This is a genomic window from Streptomyces sp. NPDC053427 (genome assembly GCF_044544985.1).
GTDB lineage: Bacteria > Actinomycetota > Actinomycetes > Streptomycetales > Streptomycetaceae > Streptomyces.
The window spans coordinates 254,889-281,085 of record NZ_JBITYA010000005.1 but is presented as its reverse complement, the minus strand read 5'-3'; the positions used below and the strand labels follow the sequence as shown (position 1 = coordinate 281,085).

Sequence of the window (26,197 nt, the reverse complement as noted above, 5' to 3'; positions counted from 1 at the left end):
GGGAGAGGTCGGTGTACCGGACGGCCGGCAGGAGGCCGAGGGTGTCGACGCGAGATGGCGCTTGCGACCTGAAGGCTGTCCGGTCAGGAGTGGGGCGTCCGCCTGCGCTTGCGGACGATCGGCACCACGGCGGCGGCGCTCAGAGCGAGGGTTCCGGTGCCCGCACCCGCCCACACGGCGATCGGCAGTCCATGCTCACCGTCGTCGTGAGCGGGGGCCTGGGTGACGTTGAGGTAACTGGTCTTCTTCACCCGCCCGCGGTGGCTGATGACGGTGACGGGATACGACCCCGGCTTCAGATCGGGTTTGATCCGCGCCGGACCCCAGAAGATCGGGGCATCCTCCTCATGGCCCTTGAGGAGATCGGCCTTCAGCTCGGCCGGGGCCTGGAACGCCGGGGATGTCGCAGTCATCCGCTCCTCCTCCCCGGGGTCCGGATACGCGTCCTGCCACCTCACGAACACCGCCCCGCCCGCCGCGATCGTGAAACCCTTGAGCCGGGCCTTGAGTACGTAGCCCGCCTCCCCGAAGAACGCGGGGCCACTGGCTTTGCCCAGATAGTCGTCGTCGCCCGGGCGGGCCGAGCGGACCTCCAGGCGGGTTTCGGCCTTCCGTTTCCCCTTCGCATCGGTCACCCACACCGCGTACGTCCCGTCTTTCAAGGTGTGCCGCAGCGGCACATCAAAGGCGTGGAAAGTGCGGGTGTTGTTCCAGCCCTTGTCGTGTGCGAGGCGGACCGGCGAAGTGAATGCCGTGGAATGGGCCGTGAAGGAAGCGCCGGTCTCTCCGGGGTACAGGTCGTCGAAGAACAGATTCGCCTTGATGCCCGGCCGCCTCGCACCGCCTTCGCCCACTTCGATGAACGGACGCTTCGGCGGATTGACGTCGATGGTGTCGCGGGCCACGATCTTGCCTCGGGCCTTGACGACGAGCGGATACGATCCAGGCTTGGCCCACGCCGGGATGGGCGCCTTGACGCCTTCCCCGCCGGTGTCCCCCGCAGGGTCGTCCATCCGGATCGGAGCCGCGAAGACCGGCGATTCGGCCACCAGGTCCATGCCCGGCTTTCTTTCGTAGTTGAGCAGATCGATGCCGATGGCCTCACCGGGGCGTGGGCCCGCAAACGCCTGGGTGATCGTCGGAGGGTCCCCGTCTGCCGCGGCCGGCCACGCCAGGCCCCCGCAACTCAGCACTCCACTGCACACGCCGACGGCCGCCGCCCGCTGCCAGCTCGCCCTCATGGCATCCCCTCTCGCTCACAGAGGAAGAGGGAAAGAGCACCGCAGGGGTTGTCCGGCACACGCCATGCGCACGAAGACGGGCACGCCGGTCCGACCGTCCGGCGGCCCGTACCGGAGGAGCTACTTGGTCGGCGAAGTGGCGGCCTTCTTGATGTCCTGGACCGTGGTGCCGAAGGTGCGCATTCCGCTGACGATCTCGTTGAGGGATGCGGTGAAGAGGCGCTCGCGCTCCGCGTCGGTCCGGTGCGGGGCGCCCTTGGGCGGGACGGTTGCCTCCTGGCAGTCCTGGGCCCCGTGGTGCACCTGGTTCAGCGCGGCGGACCAGCTCTTTTGGAGGTCCCGGTCCGGGACGGGGAAGTAGTCCCTGGCGTCCTCGACCCGCTGGCCCAGGGCGCGGCAGCGGCGGTGGAACGCTTTCTCATCCAACGTGACCTTCCCGTCCGCGTTGCGCTTGCCCGCGGCGGCCTTGAGGAGTTCGGAGTCCAGGGCGACCGAGGCGGCGTTGATCTGCTGCGCATGCCGGGTCCCGCCGTCGTTCAGCCAGGACGCCGCCTGCCAGGCGCGGGTCTGCGGTGCCTGCGCGGGCGGGCCGGGTCCGCGTTGCTTCCTGACCGAATCGGCCGCGTCCTGCCACAGACGGGAGTCGTCGGGGGCGGTTGCCTGGGTGAACGTCACGGCGGCCAGCACCACCGCCGGTACGGCAAGCGTGAGGAGCGTGCCCGCCTTCAGCAGCACCGAGGGCGGGCGAACGGCCGCGCCCGGTGCCGGTTCTGCGGCGTTGCCCACGGTCGGCCGACGGCGGAACCGGCGCGCCGCCCACGCCAGACCTGCCCCCACCAATGCCGCGCAGGCCGATCCGAGGACGGCATTGACGAGTGTCAGGGAGGTGACCGTGCCGTCGATGATCAGGCCGTTGCGGGGACGCCACCGGCACATGTCGAAGGCGGTGTTCAGCGGCCCCAGGCAGCCGTCGGCGGAGAAGAGAAGGAACACCTCGGCATAGGCGAGCAGTTGGACCACCTGCGCGGCGAGCAGCGCCCGCAGCAGCCAGTGCCGGCGCGCACGGGCGGCCACCACGGCGGCCGTCAGCAGGCAGGCCGCCAGGATCGTCACGGTCACCCACCACATGTGGACGAGGACGATGGGGCCGGCCGGCCCCTTCGTCGTCGCCGGCCGCGACTGGTTCATCATGAGTTGGGCCAGGACCAGGCCGGCCCCGCCCACCAGGGCCCCGGCGAGGCCGGCGCCGAGCGTCCTGCGCAGCCGCAGCGCGGTGGCCGTCAGGTCCGTGCGCTGGAACAGTGCGAGGGCCGGCGGTAGCAGCCACATCAGAAGAGCGGCGGCCCCGACCAGGATCTCGCTGCTCAGCGGGGTGAGGAGGGCGAGGCCGGTGGTGAGGGCCGAGAGGTCCGAGCCGTAGCCGTGCCAGTCGCCCGGGATCGTCCGGGCGTAGTACGCGGCCAGTTCCGCGCCCCGGTCGGCGGCGCCCAGTGAGAGGGCCTGGCCCCCCGTATGCCACCACCGCAGCCCGGCCCACAGCACCGTCGCGGTGACGAGCGCGCAGCACACCGCGGCCGCCCAGCGCTGCCCCCACCGGGGCAGGGCGAGTGCCAGGCGCAGAGACTGGGACCACCACACCGCGGGCACGGCCGCGATGAGCAGGAACGCGAGCAGGTACTGGGGCCGGGGCAGCATCCAGTCGATCCGGTACCGGCCGCTGGAGACGAACTCGCCCAGCAGCAGCCCGAAGCCGAGCCAGAGGCCCGCCACGGTGGCGGACCGCCCGTTTCCGTCGGTCGTGCCCGAGGCCCGTACGAGTGGCAGTCCCAGGGCGAAGCAGAGCACCGGGGTCACTGCGCCGACCGTGATCCAGGAGGAGCCCGGGCCGTCGGACAGGACCGGAAGCGTCACCAGGGACTGGTACAGGAGTGCCGCCGAGATACCGGTGAGGAACATCGCCAGGGGGCTGACCCGGTCGAGGCGGCCGACGTCGGTGAGCGCGCGTCGGCGCTCCTCCCACCGCGGGTGGGTCCCGAGCAGCGCGGTCAGCCGGCGCAGCCACGGTGCCACGGGCCCGGCGGGGTCGGGGCGCTGCCAACTGGTGGCGTCCGCGCCCCAGATGACTGCCCGGCGGTCGGCGAACAGTTCGCGCCGCCGCAGCAGGTCGGCCCGGGCGAGGTGCACCAGCCCGGCCAGCAGCAGTCCGACCAGCGCGGGGGCCAGCAGCATGGCCGCGGCGCCGGGCCACCACGGGGACTTGGTGCCGGACAACACCAGGACGAGGACCCAGCCGGTCACGCCGAAGGTCGGGATCAGGGCGAGCAGGACATAGGCCCGCCACAGGGCGGTACTGGCGTAGGCGTAGTCCACGTCGCGGTGGTGCACATGGGCGAGTTCGTGCAGGACGACGGCGCGGAAGCCTTCGGGGTCGGTGCCGAGCAGGGGGAGCAGACCGGAGTGCAGGGAGACGGTGTAGCTCCCGGAGCGGCCGTAGACGCTGGCGCTGGGAGACGTCCGCGCCGGGGCGACGCGGAAGCGCAACCGCGCGCGGATGCCGGTGCGGGCGCACAGTGCGGCGAGCTCGGCCCGCAGCGTGCCGTCGGTGTCGACGGTTTCGAGCGGCACCATCCGGCGCCACCGCTCGCGGGCCGTCGGCAGCCACCAGTACAGCCCGGCCGCGAGGGCGAGCAGCACCAGGGTGGCGAGGGCGCCGCGGTACGGGACGAGCGTGTGGCCGCCGATGCACTTCTGCAGGGTGCCCGGCCGGTCCAGGGCCCTCACGAGGTTCTCCAGATCGCTGCTGCCGGGGTCGAATCCGGCGGCGTACAAGCAGCCTGACGGGCCGTGCAGGCCCGCTCGACCGTCGCGCAGGCCGAGGAGCGCCGGCACCTCCTGGAGCAGCGTGTCGAGCGTGGGGATGCTCGACGCCACGACGAGGACCATCAGCAGCGCGAAGCGCGGGCCGGTTCCGGTCGTGCTCCGGAGCGCGGCGAGGGCCTTCACGAGGCGGTGCCGGGGGGTTCGGGGCGATCCTCGTCGGCCACGGCCGACGTCGCGATCCGCGCGACGACGCCGTCGGCCAGCGCCTCGGCTTCCCGGCGGTCGGCGCCTCGCTCGGTGGCCTGTTCCACGATGTGCGTTCTGACCAGCGCCAATTCGCTGGGATCCAGCGCGATCAGCGTACGGTTCGCAGCGTCCGGCGCCCGGCGCAGCAGCCTGCGCACGCCGGCTTGGCCACGCGCCAACAGGCCCTCCGTGGCCCGGTCGACCGTGCGGCGGGCCGCCTGATCGAGCACGAGCCAGACAACCGGAGTGACCAGCGCGGACACTTCGGCATAGCCGAACCCGAGCGGCTCCCGCTTCTGTCCGCCCCCGGCGAGGGTGCGGACGACCTGGTCGTCGCCCAACGTCCGCAGGCTGTCGACGAGCGGCAACTCGTGGGGCGCGTGCTCTCCCACTACTTCGCGCACCAGATCACGAACATAAGGCACCGCGCAATCCCCTTACGTAGCAGTCCAGTTCATCAAAGTGCAACACCAGAGGGGGAACGGAGAATACCCCGAGGGGACACGGTGACGGACCCGATTCAGTCGGCGCACGCCACACGGCCTGGCCCTGGACCCGGCCGCTGGGCAGCCTCTCGTACCGCTCAGTGACCCCACTCAGGACCGCGGCGCATGCGCGACCGGCGTCACGGTCCACAGCGTGTTGCGGAAGGCTGCGGTCTGGGATTTCCTGTGCCGAGCCCCGGCCTCGGGACCGGATTGTCGGCTCGGCTGAATGACAGGTGTCGGCTCTCGTGGTGCATTCCACGGCACAGGCGCCAGGTCACGTCGGTGACTTCGGACTGCGTCCGCGCCCGCAATATCTAGGACTGGGCGGTTCCCAGCGCGTTGCGCAGGAAAGCCGTTGCCTGGTCGATGGCTCCGCGGGCGGCTTTGGACTGACTCAGCGAGTTGAGCATCATGAAGTCGTGGACCGTGCCGTCGTAGCGCACCGTCGTCACAGCAACGCCGGCCGATCGGAGCTTGGCGGCGTACGCCTCGCCCTCGTCGCGCAGTACGTCGGCCTCATCGACGATCAGCAGGGCGGGCGGCAGGCCGGATAGTTGCTCGATGGTGGCGTGGTTGGGAGACGCGGTGATTTCCGCGCGTTGGTTCGGGTCGGTCGTGTAAGCGTCCCAGAACCATTCCATCAGCTGGCGGCTCAGGTAGTAGCCGGTGGCGAACTGCTCGTAGGAACCGGTGTTCATCGCCGCATCTGTGACCGGGTAATACATCGACTGCTGTAGGAACGTGACGTCACCGCGCTCCTTGGCCATGAGCGCGAGTGCGGCGGTCATGTTCCCGCCGACCGATTCCCCGGCCACTGCCATGCGCTGTGCATCCAACCCCTTGGACGCTCCCTCGCGGACGATCCACTGCGCGGTGGCGTAACCCTGCTCGATGGCCACGGGGTAGTGCGCCTCGGGCGACGGCGTGTACTCCACGAAGGCCACAGCCGCACGGGCGCCGACCGCCAACTCGCGCACCAGGCGGTCGTGAGTATCGGCGTTGCCCAGCACCCAGCCACCGCCGTGCATGTACAACACGACGGGCACCGATCCGGTGGTGCCCTGTGGCTTGACGATGCGTACCCGTACCTCGCCCACGGCCGCCGGAACTGTGACCCACTCCTCGTCGACCGGCAGCTTGTCGACCGGCGCTGCCTGAAGGTCGTCGAGGACCCTGCGCGCTGCGATCGGATCCAGCTCGTACAGGAACGGATGGTGCGAGGTCGCGTCGGCGAGCTCCTGTGCTTCGGGCTCGAGGATGATGGAGGCGGTTTGACCAACCATGGGAATGCTCCGTGGGAAATCCGAGAAGCGCATGGGCAGGGTGCGGGGCGCTGAAGAGCGCCGGGGTGCGCGCGGACTCTGGGGCGGCCGGTTGAAGCCTCCGCCCTTCCTCAAGCCCTCGATGGGCATATATACGTCCATTTTAGTTGCTCATCCGCCGCGGACGCATTCCGAGGAACCGCCGTACCGTCCCGCGCCGGGTGCGAGGTGTGGTGACGACACGGCGTGCATGCATCCATGCCGTGGTCCGTCCGTCACCGGCGGTGGTCGAGGTGTGCCTCTGGCTGTTGCGGCATCCTGCTTCTCGGAGTGGGCGAGGACCAGCACGCCGAATTCACCCGAGGAGTGCAGTGGTGACGCGGGGTGGTCGACCCCCGGGCAGCATCGCTAGCGTAACCGGATGGATCAGGGCGAACGGCTGCTTCACGCCTCGTCGTTCGGCGCGGCGGCGGTCGCCTACGCCGAGCACCGCCCGGACTACGCGCAGGCCGCGGTGCGGTGGGCGCTTGAGTCGGCGTCCGGGCCGCGTGTGCTCGACCTCGGCGCCGGAACCGGCAAGCTGACCGCCACGTTGGTCGCGCTGGGTGCCGAAGTCATTGCGGTCGAGCCCGATTCGGCGATGCTGACCGGGCTGCGCCACGCGCTGCCGGCTGTCCGTGCCCTGTCGGGTAGTGCCGAGGCGATACCGCTGCCGGACGCGTCTGTCGATGCCGTGCTGGCCGGCAACGCCCTGCACTGGTTCGACATGGCCGTCGCGGGACCCGAGATTGCCAGGGTCCTCACGCCCGGCGGCATCCTGGCAGGTCTGTGGAACGTCATGGACGACGGGGTCGAGTGGGTTTCCGGGCTCGCGCGGGTCAGCGGGAGCGCGGCCATCGGCCCGCGTGACACGCCCGCCGGCTGGCGCGCCGAGACGGCAGACATGCACCTTCCAAGGGGTGGCGTGCCCGCCCGGTTCGGCTCACCGGAGCAGGCCGAATTCCCCCACGGGCAGCGCCGCACCGCCGACACTCTCGTCGCGACTCTCGCGACGCGCGCGGGGGTGCTGGTCATGCCGGAACAGGAACAAGAGGCCACGCTGGGCCGGATCCGCGCATTCCTCGGGAGTCGACCGGAGACCGCCCGCGGCGAGTTCACTCTCCCCATGCGGACAGGGGTGCTGCGCGCCCGGCGGCTGTGAAGCATCACGTCGACACCCGAGCAGCACGGTGACCAGGAAGCGGCTCCTGGAGTCCGTCCGGTTGTTCCCCGGTTACTCGACGTCATGTGTGTTCCGGGGGCTACCTGCCCCAGATCTTCCGGTACGTCGCGCGGTAGCCGGGCGGGTCCCATGTGGTGGCTCCGCGGCTGTTGGCGGCCGTGGCGATGTGTACGGGGGCGACGTAGCCGCTGGCGGGCTTTGCGGAGAAGGCGCGATTGAATTCGTCGAGGATCTGCCAGCCCTGCTGGGAGAAGGGCTCGGGGACGGTGGCTGTCTGGAACTGCCTGCTGTTGATGCGTTGGAAGGCGGAGGGATCGCCGTCGCCCGCGCCGATGTTGAAGGGGGCGCCCCCGCCCTTTCTGCGTGCCGCGCGCAGGGCCGGGGCGGCGTCGGCGAAGTAGACGTCGTTGATGGCTACGGAGTGTGTCCAGGCGTCAGGGAAGCGGGAGAGGAGTGAGGAGACTTCCTGGGGGGTTCGGCTGCTGGTGTCCGAGATCGGGATGTTCTCCTCCGCCAGCAGCTTCACGCCGGAGCAGGTGGCGAGCTCCTTCTTGATCAGGTCGGACTTGGTTTTGGCGAACGGGATCGAGGCGTCCGTGAACACGACGACCCCGGCGTTGCCGTTGGAGTGCGTGATCACCCAGTCCGCGCTGATCTTCGCGACGTCCCCGACCCTGGTGGTGACGTTGCTGAAGAGTTCGGGGTGCTTGCTCGGGCCGGGGGAGGCGACCGCATGCCAGCCGACGAGGGGGATGTGTTCCGCGTCGGCCTTCGCGACCTGCTGCGACGTCAGGCCGGGGTCGAAGCCGCCGATGACGATGCCCGAGGGCCGAAGGGCGATGGCCTGGCTGAATGCTGCTTGGATCCCGGCCGGGGTGCCCTGGCCGTCGATCACCCGGACGCGCCAGCCGATGACGTTCGCGGCTTCCTCGACGCCCTTGGCGGCGCCTGCGACGCCGGGGTTGGTCATGGTCTGCGCGACGTAGACGATTGTTTTGCCGGAGACCGCCTTGGGGCCACTGGCCGGGCCGTTCCTGGCCGAGTCGGTCTGCTCGGAATGCCGAACGGCCGCCTTGGCTCTGGCCAGGACGGTAGGACACCCGGGCCCTGCCGACCCTGCGGAGGGGGGCCCACCGCCGGTCGACGCGCCGCGCTCGCAGCCGGCGATCACCGCGGCGGCCATGGCCAGTACCACCGCGCGGCGAAGGGCGGTCCCATGTGCAAGGGCTCCTCGGGGAGGGGGCGACGCGGTGGTGACGGCGGCGGTCATGAGCCGACTTCCGGAATGTCGCGGGGCGCTCGGGGAGGGTCCGTCCGTCGATGGCGTAGCTGGCGCCGAGCGGCATAGCCGGCCATGCCGACGGCGATGAGCAAGGTGGCGCCGTTGAACAGCGGAGTGACCCAGAACTGGGCGCCCAGCTGGCCGATGCCGGCGAGCCCGATGGCGAGGACGACGACGGCGATCAGGGTGCCGAGGGCGTTCGCCCGGCCGGGTTTGATCGCGGTGGAGCCGAGCAGCGCACCCACGAACGCGGGCAGCAGGTAGTCCAGTCCGACGCTGGGGTTGCCGATGCGCTGCTGTGCGGCGAGCAGGACCCCGGCGATACCGACGATCAGCCCCGATCCGGCAAAGGCGTAGAGGACATAGCGTCGGGTGGGGATGCCCACCAGGTCGGCGGCGCGGGGGTTGGAGCCGATGACGTACAGGTAGCGGCCGAGCGGCAGCCGCTCCAGGAGCACCCACAGCACGGCGGTGAGGGCGAGGACGTAGAAGGCGGACACCGGCAGGCCGAGGAACCTGGAGTCGTAGATGTCGGTGAAGGCGGCCGGCAGGCCGTGCGGGCCGGGGACGATCCGGGCCCCGTTGGTGATCCAGCCGGTGAGGGCGTAGAGGATGCTGCCGGTGCCGAGGGTGGCGATGAAGGAGTTGATCCTCGCGAATTCGACGACGACCCCGTTGACGGTGCCGACGACCGCCCCGCCGAGTACCACCACGAGGCAGGCGAGCGGCCAGGGCCACCCTTCGGTGGCGATGAGCTGCAGGGTCATGACGTGCGCGAGACCGAGTCCGTAGCCGATGGACAGGTCGAACTTGGCCGTGACGATGGGGATCATCGCGCCCAGCGCGAGGATGGCGGGCACCGACTGGTTGGACAGGACCGCGGAGATGTTGTCCAGGGTGGGAAAGGTGTTCGGCAGGGCGAGCGAGAAGGCCAGGAACAGCAGGGCGGTGAGCGCCACGAGGCCGTAGGCGCCGATGAGGTGTCCGAGCCGGCGGCCCGGTGGGGGAGGGGAAGGGGGCATCGTCACGTCGTCCCGGTGAGGGCGGCCATGGCCGAGGAGGCGCGGGCGAGTTCGGCGACGGTGAGGGCCTTGCCGCTCAGCTCCACCGTCACCGCCCCGCGGACGAATACCAGGGCGCGATGGCACACGTTGGCGACCTCCTCGAAGTCGGTGGAGAGGAGCAGGACGGCGAGGCCGTCGGCCAGCGCGTCCTGGAGCAGGCGGTAGAGCGCGGTCTTGGCGCCGACGTCCACCCCGGCGGTCGGCTCCTCGAGGATCAGCAGGCTTCGGCTCGTCCTCAGCCACCGGCCGACCATGACCTTCTGCTGGTTGCCCCCGGACAGGGTGGCGATCGGCGCCTCGCTGTCCCGGGGGTACACCGCAAACCGCTCGACGAGGGCGGTGGCCTCGGCCCGCTCGCGCCGGGGGCTGATCCAGTGCACGGCCGGCACGCCGCCCGCCCGGGGGTTGGCCAGGAAGTTCTCCCGCACGGTCAGTTCGGCGGCGCAGCCCTCTTCCTCGTGGTTGCCGGTCACGAAGCCGACGCCGGCGTCGACTGCGGCCGAGACCGTGCCCGGGGCGTACGGCCGGCCGTCGAGCAGCGCCCGTCCGTCGAGGAGCGGCCGGGATCCGGCGAGGGCACGGCCCAGTTCCATGTGCCCGGCGCCGGTGAGGCCCACCATGCCGAGGATTTCACCGCCGCGCAGTTCCAGGCTGACCGGTGCCGTGTTCTCGGTCCGTACGCCGTCGAGGCGCAGGACGGCCGGGCCCGCGGCGGGGGCGAAGCGGTAGCTGCCCGGTTCGTGGCCCACGATGTCGTGCACCAGCCGGGCGGGGCTGTAGTCGGCGAGCGGGCCGTGGCTGATGAGGCGGCCGTCGCGCAGGACGGCGAAGGCATCGGCGACCCTGAACACCTCGTCGAGACGGTGGGTGACGTAGACGATGGCGTGGCCCCGGTCGCGCAGGGTGTGCAGTACGTCGAAGAGCCGGGCGCAGTCCGCCGCCGGGAGGCTGGCGGTCGGCTCGTCGAGGACGATGAGTTCGGCTTCGGTGGACAGCGCGCGGGCAATGGCCACCAGGGAGCGTTCGGCTCGCGGGAGGTCGGCGAGGGTGGTGCGCGGGTCGAGGTGCGCGGCGACGATGCCCAGGGCCTCGGTGCACTGTCTGTGCGCCAGCCGCCGGGACAGCAGTCCGGCGCGGCGGGGGTAGCCGGTGCCCAGCGCGATGTTTTCGGCGACGGTCATCCACTCGACCAGTCCCAGGTCCTGGTGGATGAAGGACATGGTGCGGGTGGCCGCTTCGGTGCCGAGTGGGTGCCCGGCGACCGTCACCTCGCCCTCGTCCGCGTGGTGGATGCCCGCGAGCACCTTGATGAGGGTGGACTTCCCGGCTCCGTTGGGACCGAGCAGGGCGAGGATGCTGCCGGAGCCGATGTCGAGGTCGACCGCGTCCAGCGCGAGCGTGCCACCGAACCGCTTGCTGAGACCGTCGATGCGGACGAGGGGTGCTGGGCCACGGCGCGGGGGAGGGGTGAGGTCAGGAGCGTCATGCACAGACTTCTCCGGAGGTCGGCCGCTGTTCTTCCCGACGGGAGCGGTAACGGTGCCGCGCGCTTCGCAGGGGCGATCGCGCCGCGTTGTGTGCCCGCGCGCCGCACCACCAGCACCTTTTGCCACATTTCCGCATGCTACGGCCCTCTTTGGCTTCTCTGCCGGATGGGCTACTGGATAGCGGGAATGTCGTCGAAATACGTCTCGGCGATGCCGGGCATTCCGCCGGGCACCTCCAGGGCGAACTCGGCCCAGATGGCCTTGCCGTCGGCCGTGTAGCGGGTGCCCCAGGCCTGGGCGAGCTGTGCGACGAGGAACAGGCCGCGGCCGCCCTCGTCGGTGGTGGCCGCGTGGCGCAGGTGCGGCGCGGTGCTGCTGGTGTCGGAGACCTCGCAGGTCAGCGTGCGGTCGTAGAGCAGGCGTACCTGGACGGGGCCGGTGCCGTAGCGGATGGCATTGGTGACCAGCTCGCTGAGCAGGAGTTCGGTGGCGAAGGCGACCTCGTCCAGCCCCCATTCGGCCAGTTGGCGCGTGACGGCGGCACGGATGCCGGAGACGAGCGACGGGTCGGCGGGCAGCTCCCAGGTGGCGATCCGGTGCGGGTCCAGGGCGTGGGTGCGGGCGACGAGCAGGGCGATGTCGTCGGCGGGGTGGCTGGGCACCACGGTCCGGATCACCGCCTCGCAGGTGTCCTCGGGCGGGCGGTTCGGGTGGGCCAGGGCCCGGCCCAGCTGGTCGAGGGCCGTGTCGATGTCGCGATGGCGGTCTTCGACGACGCCGTCGGTGTAGAGGACGATCTGGCTGCCCTCGGGGAGGTGGAACTCGGCGGTTTCGAAGGGGAGACCGCCCAGGCCCAGAGGCGGTCCGCCGGGAAGGTCGGGGAACACCACGCCCCCGTCGGGGCGGACCAGGGCGGGTGGGTGGTGGCCGGCCCGGGCCATCACGCACTGTTGAGAGGCCGGGTCGTAGATGGCGTACAGGCAGGTGGCGCCGATGATGTCGGTGCTGTCGGCGGAGGGTTCCTCGCTGCCCTCGTCCCGGTCGAGGCGGCCCACGAGATTGTCGAGGTGGGTGAGGACTTCGTCGGGGGCGAGATCCAGTTCGGCGAAGTTGCGGGCGGCGGTGCGCAGCCGGCCCATGGTGGCGGCGGCGTGCAGCCCATGGCCGACGACATCCCCGACGACGAGGGCGACGCGGCTGCTGGAGAGGGGAATGACGTCGAACCAGTCTCCGCCGACCCCGGACTCGGCCGGCAGATAGCGGTAGGCGACCTCGACGGCGTTCAGCTCCGGGAAGCGCTGCGGCAGCAGACTGCGCTGCAACGCCAGGACCATGGTGTGCTCGCGGGTGTAACGGCGGGCATTGTCGATGCAGATGGCGGCGCGCGTGGTGAGCTCCTGGGCAAGCGAGCGGTCGTCGTCCCCGAAGGGGGCGGGGTCCCGGGAGCGGTAGAAGCTCGCTACGCCCAGGGCCATGCCGCGGGCGAGGAGGGGGACGGCGATGAGGGAGTGGACGTTGTGGTCGAGCAGCCGCTGGGCATGCCCGGGATCCTGGGCGATCCAGCCCGGGGCCGCCCTCAGATCGGGCTCGAGTACGGGCTCCCGGCCGGCCAGGCAACGGAGTTGGGGAGTGGTGGGGCGCAGGTCGACCCGTTCACCGGCGGGGTAGAAGGGACAGTCCCCGCGAAAGCCGTGGACCACCGTGCGGTGGAGATCGGCGTGCGGGTCGGTCGGCTCGTCGCCGCTCAGTACCGCCTCGAACAGGTCGATGGTGACGAAGTCGGCCAAGCGCGGGACGGCCATCTCGGCGAGTTCCCGGGCGGTGTGGCTCACGTCCAGGGTGGTGCCGATGCGGGTGCTGGCCTCGGACAGCAGCTCCAGGCGGCGTCGGGCCGCCACGGCGTATCTCCCCACTCCCGGCTCGCCCACCAGCACCAGCCCGCTGGTCGCACGTTCGGCGGTGCGTTCGTCGGTGCCGGGTGCGCGTACCGCCGTGGCCGCGCGGCCGGGTACGGCGCCGGGGACATGCCCGGCCTCCGCGACCGCCGGAGCGAGGGCCTGCGGTGCCAGGGGCCCGGGTGACACATCGGCTTCGCTGTGGACGGCGACGCGCTGATGCCGGGTGGGCAGGACCGCTTCGATGACGACGCCCTCCACCCCGCAGGAGCTCGTCACCGGCCGGCTGAGCAAGGTGACCCGCCGGCCGCCCGGCAGGGGTACCTCGACGGCGGCGCGCTGGGACGAGGCGATCAGATCGGTGGCCTTCTCCTCGAGGATCAGCTGGTCACGCCAGTCCAGCCCGCTCTCGGCAAGCTCGCCCGGCTGCCCGTTGCCGGTCGTGGCTCCGGTTGACGAGCGGCGCCTGGCGTCGAGGTAGGCCTGGAGCAGGGCGCGCTCCCGCGTCGAACTCTGTTCCAGCAGCCGCCGTTCGATGGCTCCGGCGGCCCGGCGGATGACCCCGTTCAGCGCCAGGTCCGCCTCGGCGATCGGATAGCCGAAGCAGAGGATGCCCTCAATGCGCCCGCTCAGCAGATCGCGGACGGGAATTGCCGAACATGCATTTGACTGAGAGCGTTCGGCGAAATGCTCAGCGCCATAAACGTTGATCAGCCGCCGTTCCGCGAGCGCCAGACCGATGCCGTTCGTCCCGCCGAACTGCTCGGCGAACACGAAACCCGGGACGCTCTGGATCGCGGCCAGATGCCTGACCGCGGAGACTTCACCGAAACGACGTTGCAGCACGGCGCCGCGTCCGTCGGCGAGGGACACATTCATGTTCCGGCCGGTGAACCTGGACTGCAGCCGGTCCAGTACGGGCCCGGCGGCGCGGACCAGCCGCCCGTCCAGGTCGAGATCCTGCCGGAAAGGAAGCTCGCATCCTTCCGGGGAGAGCCCCAGCGACTGGGAACGCTGCCACGAACTCAGGATCGAGCCGCGCACGGTCCCCTGGACCGACTCACCGCGAAGGAACCGCTCACGGGCACGTGCGGGGCCGATCCCGTCTCCCATGAGCCCCATCCGAATCACTTCCACATCCGTACGTGCCCTTATGGCCACTCGTACGCCGGAGCGGCTGCACCATTTGTGCCAATTGTAGGACTTCGGGTATGCGGCGGTGCCGAGCGCGACCAGGCGAGAGAACGGGGAGCGGACGCACCCGAGGCGGGCGGATCCCGGGACTCGGTCGCCCCGGGCGGCCACCGAGAAAGCGCCCGCCCGTCGCTGCGATCACGGTGGTGACCTGGTCCTTCTGGGGCTGCGCGGCGGCGCCGCGCGGCCGTCAGAGCACCGCGATCGGATTGACGGGCGAGCCCGTGCCGCCGGGGACGTTCAGCGGAGCCACCAGGAACAGGAACGCGTAACGGCCGGCCGCGGCGCCGGCCGCGGAGAGCGCTTCGAGATCGAGGTTGTCCAGGAGCGGCACCCCCATCGCGGCGATGGCGAGCGCATGGACCGGCGAGTGCAGTCCGTCGACCGGCGAGGGACGTACGTCGCTGTCGCCGTCGCCGCCGAGCAGGGCGATACCGCGCTCGGCCAGCAGGGGCATGGCGTCCACATGGAGGCCCGCGCTCGCCGCGTCGGGATTCCAGGCGCCCAGCTCCTGGCGACGGCGCAAGCTGCCGGTCCTCAGCAGCACCGCATCGCCCTCGCCGATCGTCACGCCGAGCGCCTCCTCCGCGCCCACGATGTCCTCGGCGTGCACGGCCCGCCCGGGCTCCAGCCATGCGCACCCCGAAACGGCCGGCAGGTCGAGCAGTACGCCCTTCGTGACGAGGGCGCCGAGCGCCGATACGGCGCCGAAGCGGGCGCCTCCGGAGTCGATGAGCTCGCGCGCCGCACGGCCGTCGTAGAGATCCCCGCGGTAGGCGATATGGGAGAGGGCGTCCAGATGACTGACCGCCTTGCCGTGGTAGTCGACGGCAAGGAAGTCTTTGTGGACGGAGGGTTCGAGAGCCTCGACGTCGCCGAGGTCGGACATGTAGTGCAGGGCGGGCCTGATGTTGTCCGGGCCGGGCGCGGTGTCCCACGGGCGCGCCATCGGGACGACCGTTCCGGACCGGACCAGGGCAGCCGCCCGCCGTACCCGCTCCGGGGTCACCCGGTTCCAGGCGCCGCGGTCGGCGGGAGTCCAACGGCCCCACGTACGGACGGCCTCGAACAGTGCGTCGAACTCCTGGCGGGAGACGGCGGGCCCGTTGCCGGTGACGGAGGGCGGGGAGGTCGGTGCATCGCTGGGGTTACCGGTCATCTGCTACTCAGCGCTCCAAGGGCGGACGGGCTGTGGTCCGTGCTGCGTGTTCCGGTGCGGCGGGCCCTCGGCGGACGACGGGAGACGGCGGATCGCCCATGGTCCCGCCGACCGCCGACAACTCGATCATGACCCGCTCGGCGGCCGCCCGCAGCCGCAGCACCACCACCGCGACCGGTGGAACATTGCGCTGCGTCGAGGCAGGCTGTAGCTATGCGGTCGCAGCTCCGCGCATCTCCTCGGCCAAGAGCGGGCGGTCATAGCCGGGCCCTCGTCACCGTCGCGCAGGGGGTGCCCTTCGCGATCGCGCTGCTCGTGGTGGGTATCGAGCTTTCACCTGTGCACTTTCTCTACACCGGCCCCCTCCTCACCGCGACACCGGCGCTGGCCGCGGTGACGCTGGGCCCCCAGGGGACCGTCTCGGCAGCGGTTCTGGCGCTGGCCGTCAGCGTGACCACCGCCACCTACAACCAGGCGTGGGGCAGCCAGCAGGTCTATTCCAACCTTGTGGCGCTTCTCCTGGTCTCCGTGGCCAGTTTCCTCCTGAGCCGCGGCGTGCGTACGCGTACCCGGAACGAGCTCAACCAGGTCCGCCGGATCGCCGTCGCGGCACAGGAGGTGCTGCTGCGGCCGGTACCCGCCCGGCTGGGACCCGTGCGGGCGGCCAGCAAGTACCTCGCGGCGGAGACGGGGGCGCAGATCGGCGGTGATCTGTACGAGGCGGTGCAGACCCGGTACGGGGTCCGGATGATCGTGGGGGACGTCCGGGGCAAGGGACTGCCCGCCGTGCGCGCGGCCGCGGCCGTGCTGGGCGCGTTCCGGGAGGCCGTGCACTACGAAAACGAACTGGTCGAGGTGATGAACCACTGCGCGGCCGCGCTGCAACGGGAGCGCGCCGTGCCCGATGCCGTCGATCACGATGTGCTGGTGGAGGGGTTCGTCACCGCGCTCGTGGCCCAGGTGCCGGACGGCCCCGTCGTCCAGTTGGTCAACCGCGGCCATCCACCTCCGTTGGTGCTGAGCCGGGGCAGGGCCCGGGCCCTGATGCCCAGCGAGCCGCTGCCGCCCCTCGGCCTGGAGGACTTCCTCACCGGCCCTCCCGCCGGGGCGGAGAGCTATCCGTTCGCACCCGGCGACTGTCTGCTGCTGCACACCGACGGCGTCACCGAGGCCCGCAACGGCGACGACGAATTCTTCCCCCTGCCCGAGGCGATGGAAGCGGTGCACGCCCGCACCCCACCGGAATTCCTGGAGCAACTGCACCAGGGACTGATCCGGCACACCCAGGACCGCCTGGCGGACGATGTGGCGATGCTCCTCGCGGTCCGGCTCGACGAAGCCGGACGGGATCCGGCCGCACGGAATATTCCGGGCCCGGTCGGGTTGATCGGATCATGACCAAGATCCTCGTGACCGGTGCGACCGGCAATGTCGGCCGCCAGATCGTTGCCCAGCTCGTCGCCGAGGGCACCCCCGTACGCGCGCTTGCGCGCCATGCCGGGTCGGCCGGACTCCCGAAGGGCGCCGAGGCCGCAGAAGCCGACCTCTCCGAGCCGGACTCGTTGGCGGCGGCGCTGACGGGGACGGAGACGGTGTTCCTGGTGTGGCCCTTCCTCACGACCGAGGGCGCACCCGCCGTCCTGGACGCGATCGGACGACACGCCCGCCGCATCGTCTACCTCTCCTCGTCGGGTGTGCAGGACGACGCCGAACGGCAGACCGACCCGATCAACCAGCTCCACGCCGATATGGAGAGCCTGATCGCACGGTCCGGCCTGGCGTGGACCGTCCTGCGGTCGAACACGATCGCCTCCAACGCGCGGGGCTGGGCGGAGCAGATCCGTAGCGCGGGCGTCGTCCGCGGTCCCGACATCGCCCCCACGGCGGTGATCCACGAGCGCGACCTCGCGGCCGTGGCGGTACGCGTGCTGACCGATGACGGGCATACGGGCGCGACGTACATCCTGACGGGTCCTCAGGTGGTCAGCAGGGCCCAGCAGGTGCACGCGATCGGGGAGGCGATCGGCCGGCCGTTGCGCTTCGAGAAGGTCCCCGTACAGGCCGCACGGGAGCAGATGCTCGCTGACGGTCGGCCGCCCGCCCTGGTGGAAGCCCTGTTGGCCAGCGCCGAAACGCGGCCGCAATCGGACGTGATCACCGCCACGGTGCACGAGATCACCGGAACGCCGGCGCGCACGTTCCGTGACTGGGCGAACGACCATGCCGACGCGTTCCGTTGAGCGAGCACCGCGGCCGAGCGCCCCTCACTGCGGCGTGACCATCTCCACGGTGAGGGAGCGCAGGGCCGTCGCGGCCGCGGTGTTGACCTCCGCGGTGGTGGCCGCCCGCAGCGTGATCTGCCCGATGCGCCCCATGTTGTCGTCCGGGCCGCCGACTTCGTCGCCGGGCAGTTTCGACAGGGTGGCGGCGACGATGTGCTCACCTCGGGGGAGGTCGCTGATCCACCGGAGCGTGCCGGCCCGCGGAGCGGTGAGGAAGCGGATGGCGGCGGCCGTCGCGCGCTGCGGGGTCAGGTCGGGGCGTTCGCCCAGCGTGGCCTGGAGGTAGGCGCGCGCGACGTCGATGCCGAGCGCTTCCTTGACCAGCCTCATGATGTGGTCACCGGGGGGCCTGGCGCCCACCTCGATGATCTTCGGCCGGCCCTGCGGGTCGACCTTCACCTCGGTGTGCGCGATGCCGTGGCGCAACCCGAGCGCGGCGAGGGCTTCGGTGGCGGCGGCACGGACGGCTGCGCTCAGGCGCGGGGGCAGCTGGGCCGGCACGGTGTGGCCGAGTTCGGCGCGGCTGGTGCCCTGGGCGGTGAACTTTTCGGTGAGGGCCAGGTGGTGCGCCTCGCCGTCGGTGACGATCGTCTCGACGCTGAACTCGTCCCCGTCCACGTACTCCTGTGCCAGCAGGGTGGTGTCCAGCGCGATGCCGTGCGGGAACTTGTGGGTCTGGGACCGGGCGAGCAGCGCCGCGCGGGGCAGTTCCTCCGGCGACCGGACGACGGACACCCCGATCGAGGCCGCGTTCTCGGCGGGCTTGACGACCAGGGGGTAGGCCAGCCCGGCCGCCGCGATCCGCCGGGCGAGGGAGGGGGGATCGGCCGCGACGACGGTGCGCGGGCAGGGCACGCCGCGGGCCGCGAACGCCTCGGCCATCAGCCGTTTGTTGCGGCAGGCGTCGGCGAGTTCGGGGCGATGGCCGGGCAGCCCCAGCTCGGCCGCCAGCCGGGTGGCGAGCGGGGAGAGGAACTCCCAGCAGGCGACGACGGCGTCCATGCCGGTCGTGCGGCAGAACGCAGCCAGTTGGTCCAGGGCGGCCGCGGGGTCGCGGAAGTCGGTGAAGACGGGGGCGGCGATCTTCGACCGCAACTCGGGCCGGTAGCGCAGGAACAGCTCCTTGTGGGTGGCCACATAGGCTTCCAGGCCGAGCTCCGCGGCGGCGGTCAGCAGGTCCTCGCCCGCGGCGACATCGGCCTCGATCAACAGGACTTTCTTCACGGGACTCTCTTCACGGTGGCGGTTTCTTCCGGTGCGTGGCGGGCGGTCGGGCCGGTGGGTCCGGGCCTCGGCGGCTCGTTCCCCGCTCCCGGGCTCATCCCGCCGCGCGCCGGCGGAGCGACGGGGCCAGGGACAGCTGCCCGAGAGAGGCGACGAGGCACAGGGCGGCGCAGGTCAGCCACAGGGGCGTGGAGCCGGTGTCGAGGAGGCGGGTGCCGATGACCGGCGCGATCAGGAAGCCGGTGCCCCAGGCCATTCCGATCAGGCCGTTGTAGCGGCCGCGCAGGGAGGCCGGGGCGAGGGCGGCGACGACGGCTGCGGTGGTGGCGAAGACCAGAATCTCCCCCAGCGTCGATACCGCGACGGCCAGCGCGTATCCCGCCGTCGCCGAAGCGGTGGCCGCCAGCGCATTGCCGCAGGCGGCGACGGCGAAGCCGGTGGCGAGTACCCGGCTCTTGTCGAGGGCGGTGAGCCGATGGCCGATCAGCGGCTGCATCGCGATGACGACGACGCCGTTGATGCCCATGACGATTCCGTAGGCGCTGTTGGGCAGTGCGGCGGCCTTCATCGCCAGCGGCAGGGTGGCGAAGGCCTGTTGGAAGACGATCGCGTAGACCACGATGATCCCGGCGAACGCCAGCATCACGCGGTCGCGCAGCACGGTGCGATAGCCGCCCGCGGCCGCCTCCCGGACGGCCGGGCGGGTTTCCGGGATGGCCAGCCAGACCAGTACCCCGAAGGCCGTGCAGGCCCCGGCGTCCAGCCAGAAGATCAGCTGGAACCCGTGGGAGGCGAGGAAGCCGCCCATCACCATGGCGACCGAGAACCCGAGGTTGACGGCCCACAACAGGAGGCCGTAGGCGCGGGTCCGGTCGGCGTCCGGCACGGCGTCGGCGACCAGCGCCTGGGCGGCGGGGCGGAACAGGTCGATCGTGATGCCGAGCACGAAGCAGCACCCGACGAGCACGGTGAGGCTCTGGGCGTGTCCGAGGGCGAGCAGCGTCGCGCCGTTCGCCAGCATCCCGCCGGTCAGCGCCACCCGGCGGCCGAAGCGGTCGGCGAGGAAGCCGCCGAGCGGTTGGGACAGGACCGATCCGACGCCGACGACGGCGAGCACGATGCCGGTGTCGGCGAGCGAGACGCCTCTGACCGCGGTCAGATAGAGGCTCAGGAACGGATTGACCATGGAGCCCAGCCGGTTGACCAGCGATCCGCCCCACAGCACCCAGAATGCGCCGGGCAGCCCACCCACCCGTACCCGGACGGAGGCGCGGAGCCGGCTTCGGGAGTGCTCACCGGTCTGCGTACGGGGCGTGTCGATTCCGCTCAAGGCTCACTTCTCCGGGGTCGGTCGGCGCACGCGGTCGAGGGGCCCGGCCGGCGCCGCGCCCGGCCGGTCCGCCCCCGCCATGTCCGCCAGGAGGGCGCGGTCGACCTTGCCGTTCGCGGTCGTGGGCAGCCGGTCCAGCAGCTCGATGTCCTGAGGGGCCATGTACGCGGGCAGGGTGCGTGCGCAGAAGTCGCGGAGCTCGGCCGGGTCCGTCCCGGCCTGGTCCGCCGCGAGGACGACGAAGGCGGTCAGCCGCACGCCGCCGTCGGGCCGCGGCAGGACCATGGCGGTCGCGGCGGTGGCGCCGGGGAAATCCGTCAACCTCCGTGCCACCTCGCCCAGTTCGACGCGGTTGCCGTTGATCTGCACCTGGGAATCGGTCCGGCCGCAGAAGGCGAACTCGCCGTCCTCCCGCCGGACCGCCAGGTCCCCGGTGCGCAGGACGAGCTGGCCGGACTGGGGGCACAGCGGGTCGGGGACCAGTGCCGACCGGGTGGCGGCGGGATCGTCCCAGTACCCGGAGAACAGCGCGGGGCTGCGCAGATGGATCTCGCCGAGCACGCCGGGTTCCGTCACGACGTTGCCGGTCTCGTCGACGAGGAGGATCTCCGCGCCGGGGTGCGCGATCCCGATGGAGAGCCTCTCCACGGTGTCGGGCAGGGGGTTGGGCACGTCCTTGAAGGAGCAGGCCATCGACTCGGTGGCGCCGTAGCAGTTGATGATGCGGGCGTCGGGCCGGAGCTGCTGGAGCCTGCGCAGTTCGGGCAGCGGGAACTCCTCGCCGCAGAAGAGGATGCCGCGCAGCCGGTCGAGGGCGGCCAGCCGCTCGGGCTCGTAGCGCAGCGTCTGGCGCCAGATCGACGGTACGCCGTTGACCTGGGTGGCCCCGGTCTCCCGCAGCACCCGCAGCAGATGCCGGGGCCAGCGCACCAGGTCCTGCGGGACCGGCACCACGCTGGCGCCGCTGCCCAGTGCCAGGCCGATGTTGAGCAGGGAGAAGTCGAAGTGCAGGGGGGAGGTGCTGGCGATGCGGTCCTCGGGCGTGGCGATGCGGTGCGCCAGCATGCCCCGGTAGAAGGCGATCACCGCCCGGTGACTCATCACGACGCCCTTGGGGCGACCCGTGGTGCCGGAGGTGAAGATGATGTACGCGGGGTCGGTGGCGCAGGGCACCCGGCGCCGGGGCGTGTGTCGCTCGGGGGCCCGCTCGATGGTGAGTCCGGTGGGGCCGAACCGGGCGGTTCCGACGGTGTGCGGGAGGTCCGTGCGGGTGCCGTCCGGCGGCTGGAGGTGGAGGGCCGGCCGGGCGGTGGCGACGATGGACAGCAGCCGCGGGTGCGGCATTTCGGGGCTCACCGGGATGAAGGTGAGGCCCGCCCGGGAGCAGGCGAGCAGCAGCGCCAGGGCGTGCGCGGTGGTGTCGGACTCCAGGATCACCCGGGCGCCGGTCTCGATGCCGAGGGCGTCGAGACCGGCGGCGTAGACGTCCACGAGGGCGCCGAGTTCCGCGTACGTAGTGGTGAGGGGGTGGCCGGGTTGGGCGGACTCGACGACGGCGGGGGCGTCGGGGGAGTGGCGGGCGGGGTCGAGCAGGAACTCGTGAAGGAATTCCCCGACGGAATCGGCCGGGGCGGGCGGCTGCTGACTCACGTTGCTAAGACCCCTCGTGGTGTTCGAGAACGGTGGTCCGGGGCGGGCGGGGCGGGCTGCGCGGCCATGGCTCGGGGCGCGGCGGCCGTCCCGTGCGGGTGCCCGGCCGTCGGTCGCTGCGGCCGCCGCCTTCTTTCGAACTTCCGTTACGTGGAAAGGTAGTTCCGGGAAGTGACACTCAGGCTCTCATGGTCGCCATGGCGATGGGATGTGAGGTGGGTCACTTTTGCCGACTTCGGGTTTCCGTTGCGGAGTGGTCGTCGGGTGCGCTTTCGGCGCCCCCCCGTAAGGGGCCTGCCGTCGTGGGGGGTTCGGGCTCGCGAGGGGGCGGGCGCATCCGGCGATGGCTGGTTCTGGACAGACTTCGGCGAATTGTGGCAGCGTCATCCCTGCATGGAATTCATATTCCGCATAATGGAAGTGCGCCAATGGGGGAGCGTATGTCCGAGGCAGATCCGCTGTCGCTGGGGCAGCTCTCGGTATGGCACGACATCCGAAGCCTGCCGGCCGCCCGCCGGCACGAGCCGAACAACGCGGCGGCCTGGCCCCTGCCGCGCGGCGTCGACGCGCAGCAGGTGCGTACGGCGGTGCGCGCGATCGTTGCCCGCCACCCGTCACTGCGGACGCGTTACGACGTCCGGGACCCCGACGTCCCCGGCCAGCTGCCGCCCGACACCGACTGGGACGACGCGCTGCCGACGCTCGAGGACGAAACCGCCGAACCCGCGGACCTCGCCGCCGCACTGGCCACCGAACCGTTCGACCTCGGCGGCCAACACGGCTGGCGGGCCCGGCTGTTGACCCGGTCCGGCGTCCCCGCGCACCTGCTCTTCGTCAAACACCACATCGCCGCCGACGCCTGGGCCCAAGAGCTGCTCCATCAGGAATTCCGGCAGGCGCTCACCGACCCCGAACGGCTGGGACCCCCGCCGCCCGGACCCGCCGACCTCGCCGCCGAACAGCACTCCGCCGCCGGGCTCCGCAGGCAGTCCGCGGCGCTCGACCACTGGAAGCAACTGCTGGGCCGCGCACCCGTGGCAGCCCTGCCGCGCCCCGCCGACACGGTCGGCGGCGTCGTCCAGGGCACGCTGCACTCCGCAGCCGCCCGCCCCGCCGCGCACGCCCTCGCCGAACGCGCGCGGGTCTCCGTCGCCAGCGTCGTCCTGGCCGCCTACGCCCGCGCCGTCGCCCGGATGTGCGGCACCGACGCGCTGCTGGTGCAGCTGATGAGCGCCAACCGCTTCGCCGGCCGCTGGAAGAACCTGGTGACGTCGATGAACCAGTGGGTGCCGGCGCTCATCGAGGACGCGTGCAACGACGACCTGGTCGAACTGGCCGCCGCCGTGCACTGGAGCGGCCTCGGTGCGTTCCGCCACGGCATGCACGACGTCACCGCCGTCGCCGCGCTGCGCGCCGAGCTGCCCGACGCCGCCGAACCGGCCTGCGCCTTCAACTACGTGGCCGTACCGGACCCCGCACCACTGGACGCCGCACCGCGCCGGGAGCCGGTGCCCGGCCGTCCGCCCACCGTCACCTGGGAGGAGCCCTTCACCACCATCGGCCCGCGATGTTACGCCCGCGCCCTGGAGAGCGAGGACGCCCTCACCGTCCGCCTCACCGCCAAGGACCTCGGCCGTGAACGGTGCGCCGCACTGTTGTGGGACATGCACGAGAGCCTGCTGTCCGCGGCCGAGGGCTGCTGAACGAGCGGCCGCCGCCCGGCCCGCCGCCACGGAGGCCCCACCCCGCCCACCCACTTGTGAATCCCCGCACCGGCTGCGGAGTCCCGCCGGACTTCCGCGGCGCCCCGGCGGCGCAGGCCCGCCGCCGAAGACTCCGCCGCGCCGGTCCGCCCGGCCGCCCGCCCGCCGACCGACCGCTTCCCCGTGCTCGACCCCTCCCAGGAGGCCGCCCGTGCCCGAACATGTCGTGATCATCCACCGGTGGACCGACCGGTACGCCGACTACGCCGTCTACCTCGACCACGCGGCGCACCGCGTCAGCTACCTCACCACCGAACGCGCCGCCCGCCACCTCCCGGCCGAACAGGCCGCAGCCGTACGCCTGGTGGACAGCACCGAGAACGCCAAGTCGGTCCGCGCCGCCCTCGACGCGCTGGTCGCACAGGTCGGGCCGCCGACCCGGATCGTCGCCCTGCAGGAGACGGACCTCGATCTGGCGGCGGAACTGCGCGGCGAGTTCGACCTGCCGGGACAGCGCAGCGCGGACCTGCTGCCGCTGCGCGACAAACTGCTGATGGCGCAGCGGCTCGAGGCCGCGGGCGTCGCGGTGCCGGCGACGGCCGCCGCCCCGGACCACGACTCGGTCGCCGCCTTCGCCGCCCGGCACGGCGGGCCGGTGCTCGTCAAACCGAGGCGCGGCACCGCCAGCGCGGGCATCACCCGGCTGGACACCGGGGCGGCGATCCGGGCCTACGACTTCCCTCCGGACGCCGAGATGCTCGTCCAGGCCTGGCTGCCGCACCAGGTCCTGCACGTCGACGGCGTCTTCACCGGCGACGGGCTCGGGGCCTGGCGGGCCTCGCGTTACCTCAACACCTGCCTGGAATTCACCGCCGGCACCGCCCTCGGCTCGGTCGAGATCGACGACGGCGCACTCCTGGCACGGATCGGCGAGATCACCGCCGCCGCCACCGCGGCGCTCTTCTCCGGCCCCTCGGTCTTCCACCTCGAACTCTTCGCCGGCGACACCGGCGAGCTGACCGTCCTGGAGATCGGGGCCCGGCCGGGCGGCGCCGAAGTGCCGTTCATCTGGCGCGAGGTGCACGGCATCGACCTGATGGCCGCCGCCGTCGCCCATCAGACCGGCACCGAGGACCGCTCGGCCCGGTCCGCCGCCGGCCCGGCGCAGGTGGCCGGCTGGCTGCTGGTGCCGCCCACGGCGCCGACGCCCTGCCGGGTGCGTACGGTCACCTCGCACCGGGGAGACGGGCCCTACGCCGAAGTCCTCCCGGAACCCGGCGCGGTGCTCAGCGGCGGCGGCTACGAGCACGCCGGGGCGAGATTCCGCTTCCGGGGCGCCGACAGCGCCGAGGTCGAGGCAGCCGTCCGCCGCACGATGCGGGACGCCGCGCTGGAGTGCACCCCCGTCGATCCCCGGGCTCCGGGCAGGCTCGTCGTGGTGGGCTGCGGCAATCCGCCCTACCGCGCCTATGCGCTGGCCTCCCTCGCCGACCGGGTCACCACCGCGCTGGTCCAGGGCTCGGACGTCGACTGGCAACGCCCCTACGTGGCCGACCGGTTCCGCCTCGCCGACACCGCGGACACCGCCGCCACCACCCGCGCCGTCGCCGCGCTGCTCGCCGGGCACCGCGGCCCGGGAGCCGTACTGACCTGGGACGAGACGCTCCTGGAGACCACCGCCGAGGTCGCCCGCCGACTGGGCCTGCCCCATATGACCCCCGAGGCCGCTCGCCGCTGCCGCGACAAGCTCGCCACCCGCCGACTGCTCGCCGCCGCCCGGGTGCCCTCGGCGCGATTCCGCCAGGTCCACACCCGCGAGGAGGCGCTGGCCGCGGCCGAGGCGCTCGGTCTGCCGGTCGTGGTCAAACCCCGTGCCCTCGCCGGGAGCATCGGCGTCACCCTCGCCGGCGACGCCAAAGACGTCTCCCGCGCCTACGAGCAGGCGCGCGGCTCCTCCTTCCCCGGCATCCACGGGCTGGCCGGGGTGATCGTGGAGGAGTATCTGTCCGGGCCCGAAATCAGCGTGGACTGCGCCGTGTTCGACGGCACGGTACGGATCGTGAACGTGGCACACAAGCGCCTGGGCTTCGCGCCGTACTTCGAGGAGGTCGGCCATCTGGTCGCCCCCTGGCGCCACGAGCCCTGGGCCGACGAGATGCAGGCCGTCGTCACCGACGCCCACACCGCCCTGGGCATCCGCACCGGCCTCACCCACACCGAGCTGCGCCTGACCCCCACCGGCCCCCGCGTCGTCGAGGTCAACGGCCGGCTCGGGGGCGACTTCATCCCGCTGCTCGGGACCCTCGCCACCGGGGTCGACCCGGTCGCGGCGGCCGCCGACATCGCACTCGGCCGCACCCCGCACCTCACCCCCGACCGCGACCGCTGCGCCGAGGTCCGCTTCGTCTACCCCGACGCCGACGGCACCGTGCGCTCCCTGGACCTGGCCGCTGCCGCGGCCGAGCCCGGCATCGTCGAGGCCGTACCGCTCGCCGCCCCCGGCACCCGGCTCCTGCTGCCGCCCCGCGGCATCGTGCCACGGCTCGCCGCACTGGTGGCCGTCGGCGACACCCCCGAGGACTGCGCCGCCACGCTCGGCCGCGCCCAGCGCGCCGTACGCCACACCCTCACCCCGCTTCCCTGACCGC

17 protein-coding genes are annotated in these 26,197 nt (G+C 72.0%); 5 read left to right on the top strand and 12 right to left on the bottom strand.

Annotation, left to right across the window (positions count from 1 at the left end; all coding sequences use genetic code 11):
• Positions 1-83 precede the first annotated feature (83 nt).
• The 4 genes from ACIGWZ_RS15960 to ACIGWZ_RS15945 form a co-directional block, all read right to left on the bottom strand.
• A complete protein-coding gene (locus ACIGWZ_RS15960) occupies positions 84-1,241 on the bottom strand; it encodes a hypothetical protein (RefSeq protein ID WP_400064856.1) in 1,158 nt (385 codons plus the stop codon).
• Between the two features lie 120 nt (positions 1,242-1,361).
• A complete protein-coding gene (locus tag ACIGWZ_RS15955; RefSeq protein ID WP_400064854.1) occupies positions 1,362-4,244 on the bottom strand; it encodes a M48 family metalloprotease in 2,883 nt (960 codons plus the stop codon).
• The gene (locus tag ACIGWZ_RS15950; RefSeq protein WP_400064852.1) at positions 4,241-4,732 is read right to left on the bottom strand and encodes a hypothetical protein; all 492 of its coding nucleotides are present in this window, start codon (positions 4,730-4,732) and stop codon (positions 4,241-4,243) included. The genes ACIGWZ_RS15955 and ACIGWZ_RS15950 overlap by 4 nt, the downstream gene beginning before the upstream one ends.
• A 377-nt stretch (positions 4,733-5,109) precedes the next feature.
• Positions 5,110-6,078, bottom strand: a complete 969-nt coding sequence (locus ACIGWZ_RS15945; protein ID WP_400065398.1) for an alpha/beta hydrolase — start codon at positions 6,076-6,078, stop codon at positions 5,110-5,112.
• Between the two features lie 400 nt (positions 6,079-6,478).
• Between ACIGWZ_RS15945 and ACIGWZ_RS15940 the strand changes: the two genes are divergently transcribed.
• Positions 6,479-7,258: a class I SAM-dependent methyltransferase gene (locus ACIGWZ_RS15940; RefSeq protein WP_400064850.1), complete on the top strand. Its 780-nt coding sequence runs from the start codon at positions 6,479-6,481 to the stop codon at positions 7,256-7,258.
• A gap of 100 nt (positions 7,259-7,358) precedes the next feature.
• Here ACIGWZ_RS15940 and ACIGWZ_RS15935 read toward each other — a convergent pair whose 3' ends face one another.
• The 5 genes from ACIGWZ_RS15935 to ACIGWZ_RS15915 all read right to left on the bottom strand — a co-directional run bounded on the left by ACIGWZ_RS15935 (position 7,359) and on the right by ACIGWZ_RS15915 (position 15,360).
• Positions 7,359-8,462, bottom strand: a complete 1,104-nt coding sequence (locus tag ACIGWZ_RS15935; protein WP_400065396.1) for a substrate-binding domain-containing protein — start codon at positions 8,460-8,462, stop codon at positions 7,359-7,361.
• Between the two features lie 83 nt (positions 8,463-8,545).
• A complete protein-coding gene (locus tag ACIGWZ_RS15930) occupies positions 8,546-9,583 on the bottom strand; it encodes an ABC transporter permease (RefSeq protein WP_400064848.1) in 1,038 nt (345 codons plus the stop codon).
• Positions 9,584-9,585: 2 nt separating this feature from the next.
• On the bottom strand, positions 9,586-11,115 hold the full coding sequence (locus tag ACIGWZ_RS15925; protein ID WP_400064846.1) for a sugar ABC transporter ATP-binding protein: 1,530 nt from the start codon (positions 11,113-11,115) through the stop codon (positions 9,586-9,588).
• Between the two features lie 167 nt (positions 11,116-11,282).
• Positions 11,283-14,129: a SpoIIE family protein phosphatase gene (locus ACIGWZ_RS15920; protein ID WP_400064844.1), complete on the bottom strand. Its 2,847-nt coding sequence runs from the start codon at positions 14,127-14,129 to the stop codon at positions 11,283-11,285.
• 262 nt (positions 14,130-14,391) lie between these two features.
• A complete protein-coding gene (locus tag ACIGWZ_RS15915) occupies positions 14,392-15,360 on the bottom strand; it encodes a cyclase family protein (protein WP_400064842.1) in 969 nt (322 codons plus the stop codon).
• Between the two features lie 291 nt (positions 15,361-15,651).
• Here ACIGWZ_RS15915 and ACIGWZ_RS15910 point away from each other — a divergent pair, with 291 nt between their 5' ends.
• Both ACIGWZ_RS15910 and ACIGWZ_RS15905 read left to right on the top strand, forming a co-directional pair.
• The gene (locus tag ACIGWZ_RS15910) at positions 15,652-16,758 is read left to right on the top strand and encodes a PP2C family protein-serine/threonine phosphatase (protein WP_400064840.1); all 1,107 of its coding nucleotides are present in this window, start codon (positions 15,652-15,654) and stop codon (positions 16,756-16,758) included.
• Positions 16,755-17,600, top strand: a complete 846-nt coding sequence (locus ACIGWZ_RS15905; protein ID WP_400064838.1) for an NAD(P)H-binding protein — start codon at positions 16,755-16,757, stop codon at positions 17,598-17,600. Before ACIGWZ_RS15910 ends, ACIGWZ_RS15905 begins: the two co-directional genes overlap by 4 nt.
• Before the next feature lie 24 nt (positions 17,601-17,624).
• Here ACIGWZ_RS15905 and ACIGWZ_RS15900 read toward each other — a convergent pair whose 3' ends face one another.
• From ACIGWZ_RS15900 to ACIGWZ_RS15890, 3 genes are all read right to left on the bottom strand, one after another.
• Complete coding sequence (locus tag ACIGWZ_RS15900) at positions 17,625-18,866, bottom strand: ATP-grasp domain-containing protein (RefSeq protein ID WP_400064836.1); 1,242 nt, start codon at positions 18,864-18,866, stop codon at positions 17,625-17,627.
• 94 nt (positions 18,867-18,960) lie between these two features.
• Complete coding sequence (locus ACIGWZ_RS15895; RefSeq protein ID WP_400064834.1) at positions 18,961-20,196, bottom strand: MDR family MFS transporter; 1,236 nt, start codon at positions 20,194-20,196, stop codon at positions 18,961-18,963.
• A gap of 3 nt (positions 20,197-20,199) precedes the next feature.
• Positions 20,200-21,846, bottom strand: coding sequence for an AMP-binding protein (locus ACIGWZ_RS15890; protein ID WP_400064832.1), 1,647 nt, complete (start codon positions 21,844-21,846; stop codon positions 20,200-20,202).
• A gap of 440 nt (positions 21,847-22,286) precedes the next feature.
• Here ACIGWZ_RS15890 and ACIGWZ_RS15885 point away from each other — a divergent pair, with 440 nt between their 5' ends.
• Positions 22,287-23,549: a condensation domain-containing protein gene (locus tag ACIGWZ_RS15885; protein WP_400064831.1), complete on the top strand. Its 1,263-nt coding sequence runs from the start codon at positions 22,287-22,289 to the stop codon at positions 23,547-23,549.
• 211 nt (positions 23,550-23,760) lie between these two features.
• Positions 23,761-26,193, top strand: a complete 2,433-nt coding sequence (locus ACIGWZ_RS15880) for an ATP-grasp domain-containing protein (RefSeq protein ID WP_400064829.1) — start codon at positions 23,761-23,763, stop codon at positions 26,191-26,193.
• Positions 26,194-26,197 lie beyond the last annotated feature (4 nt).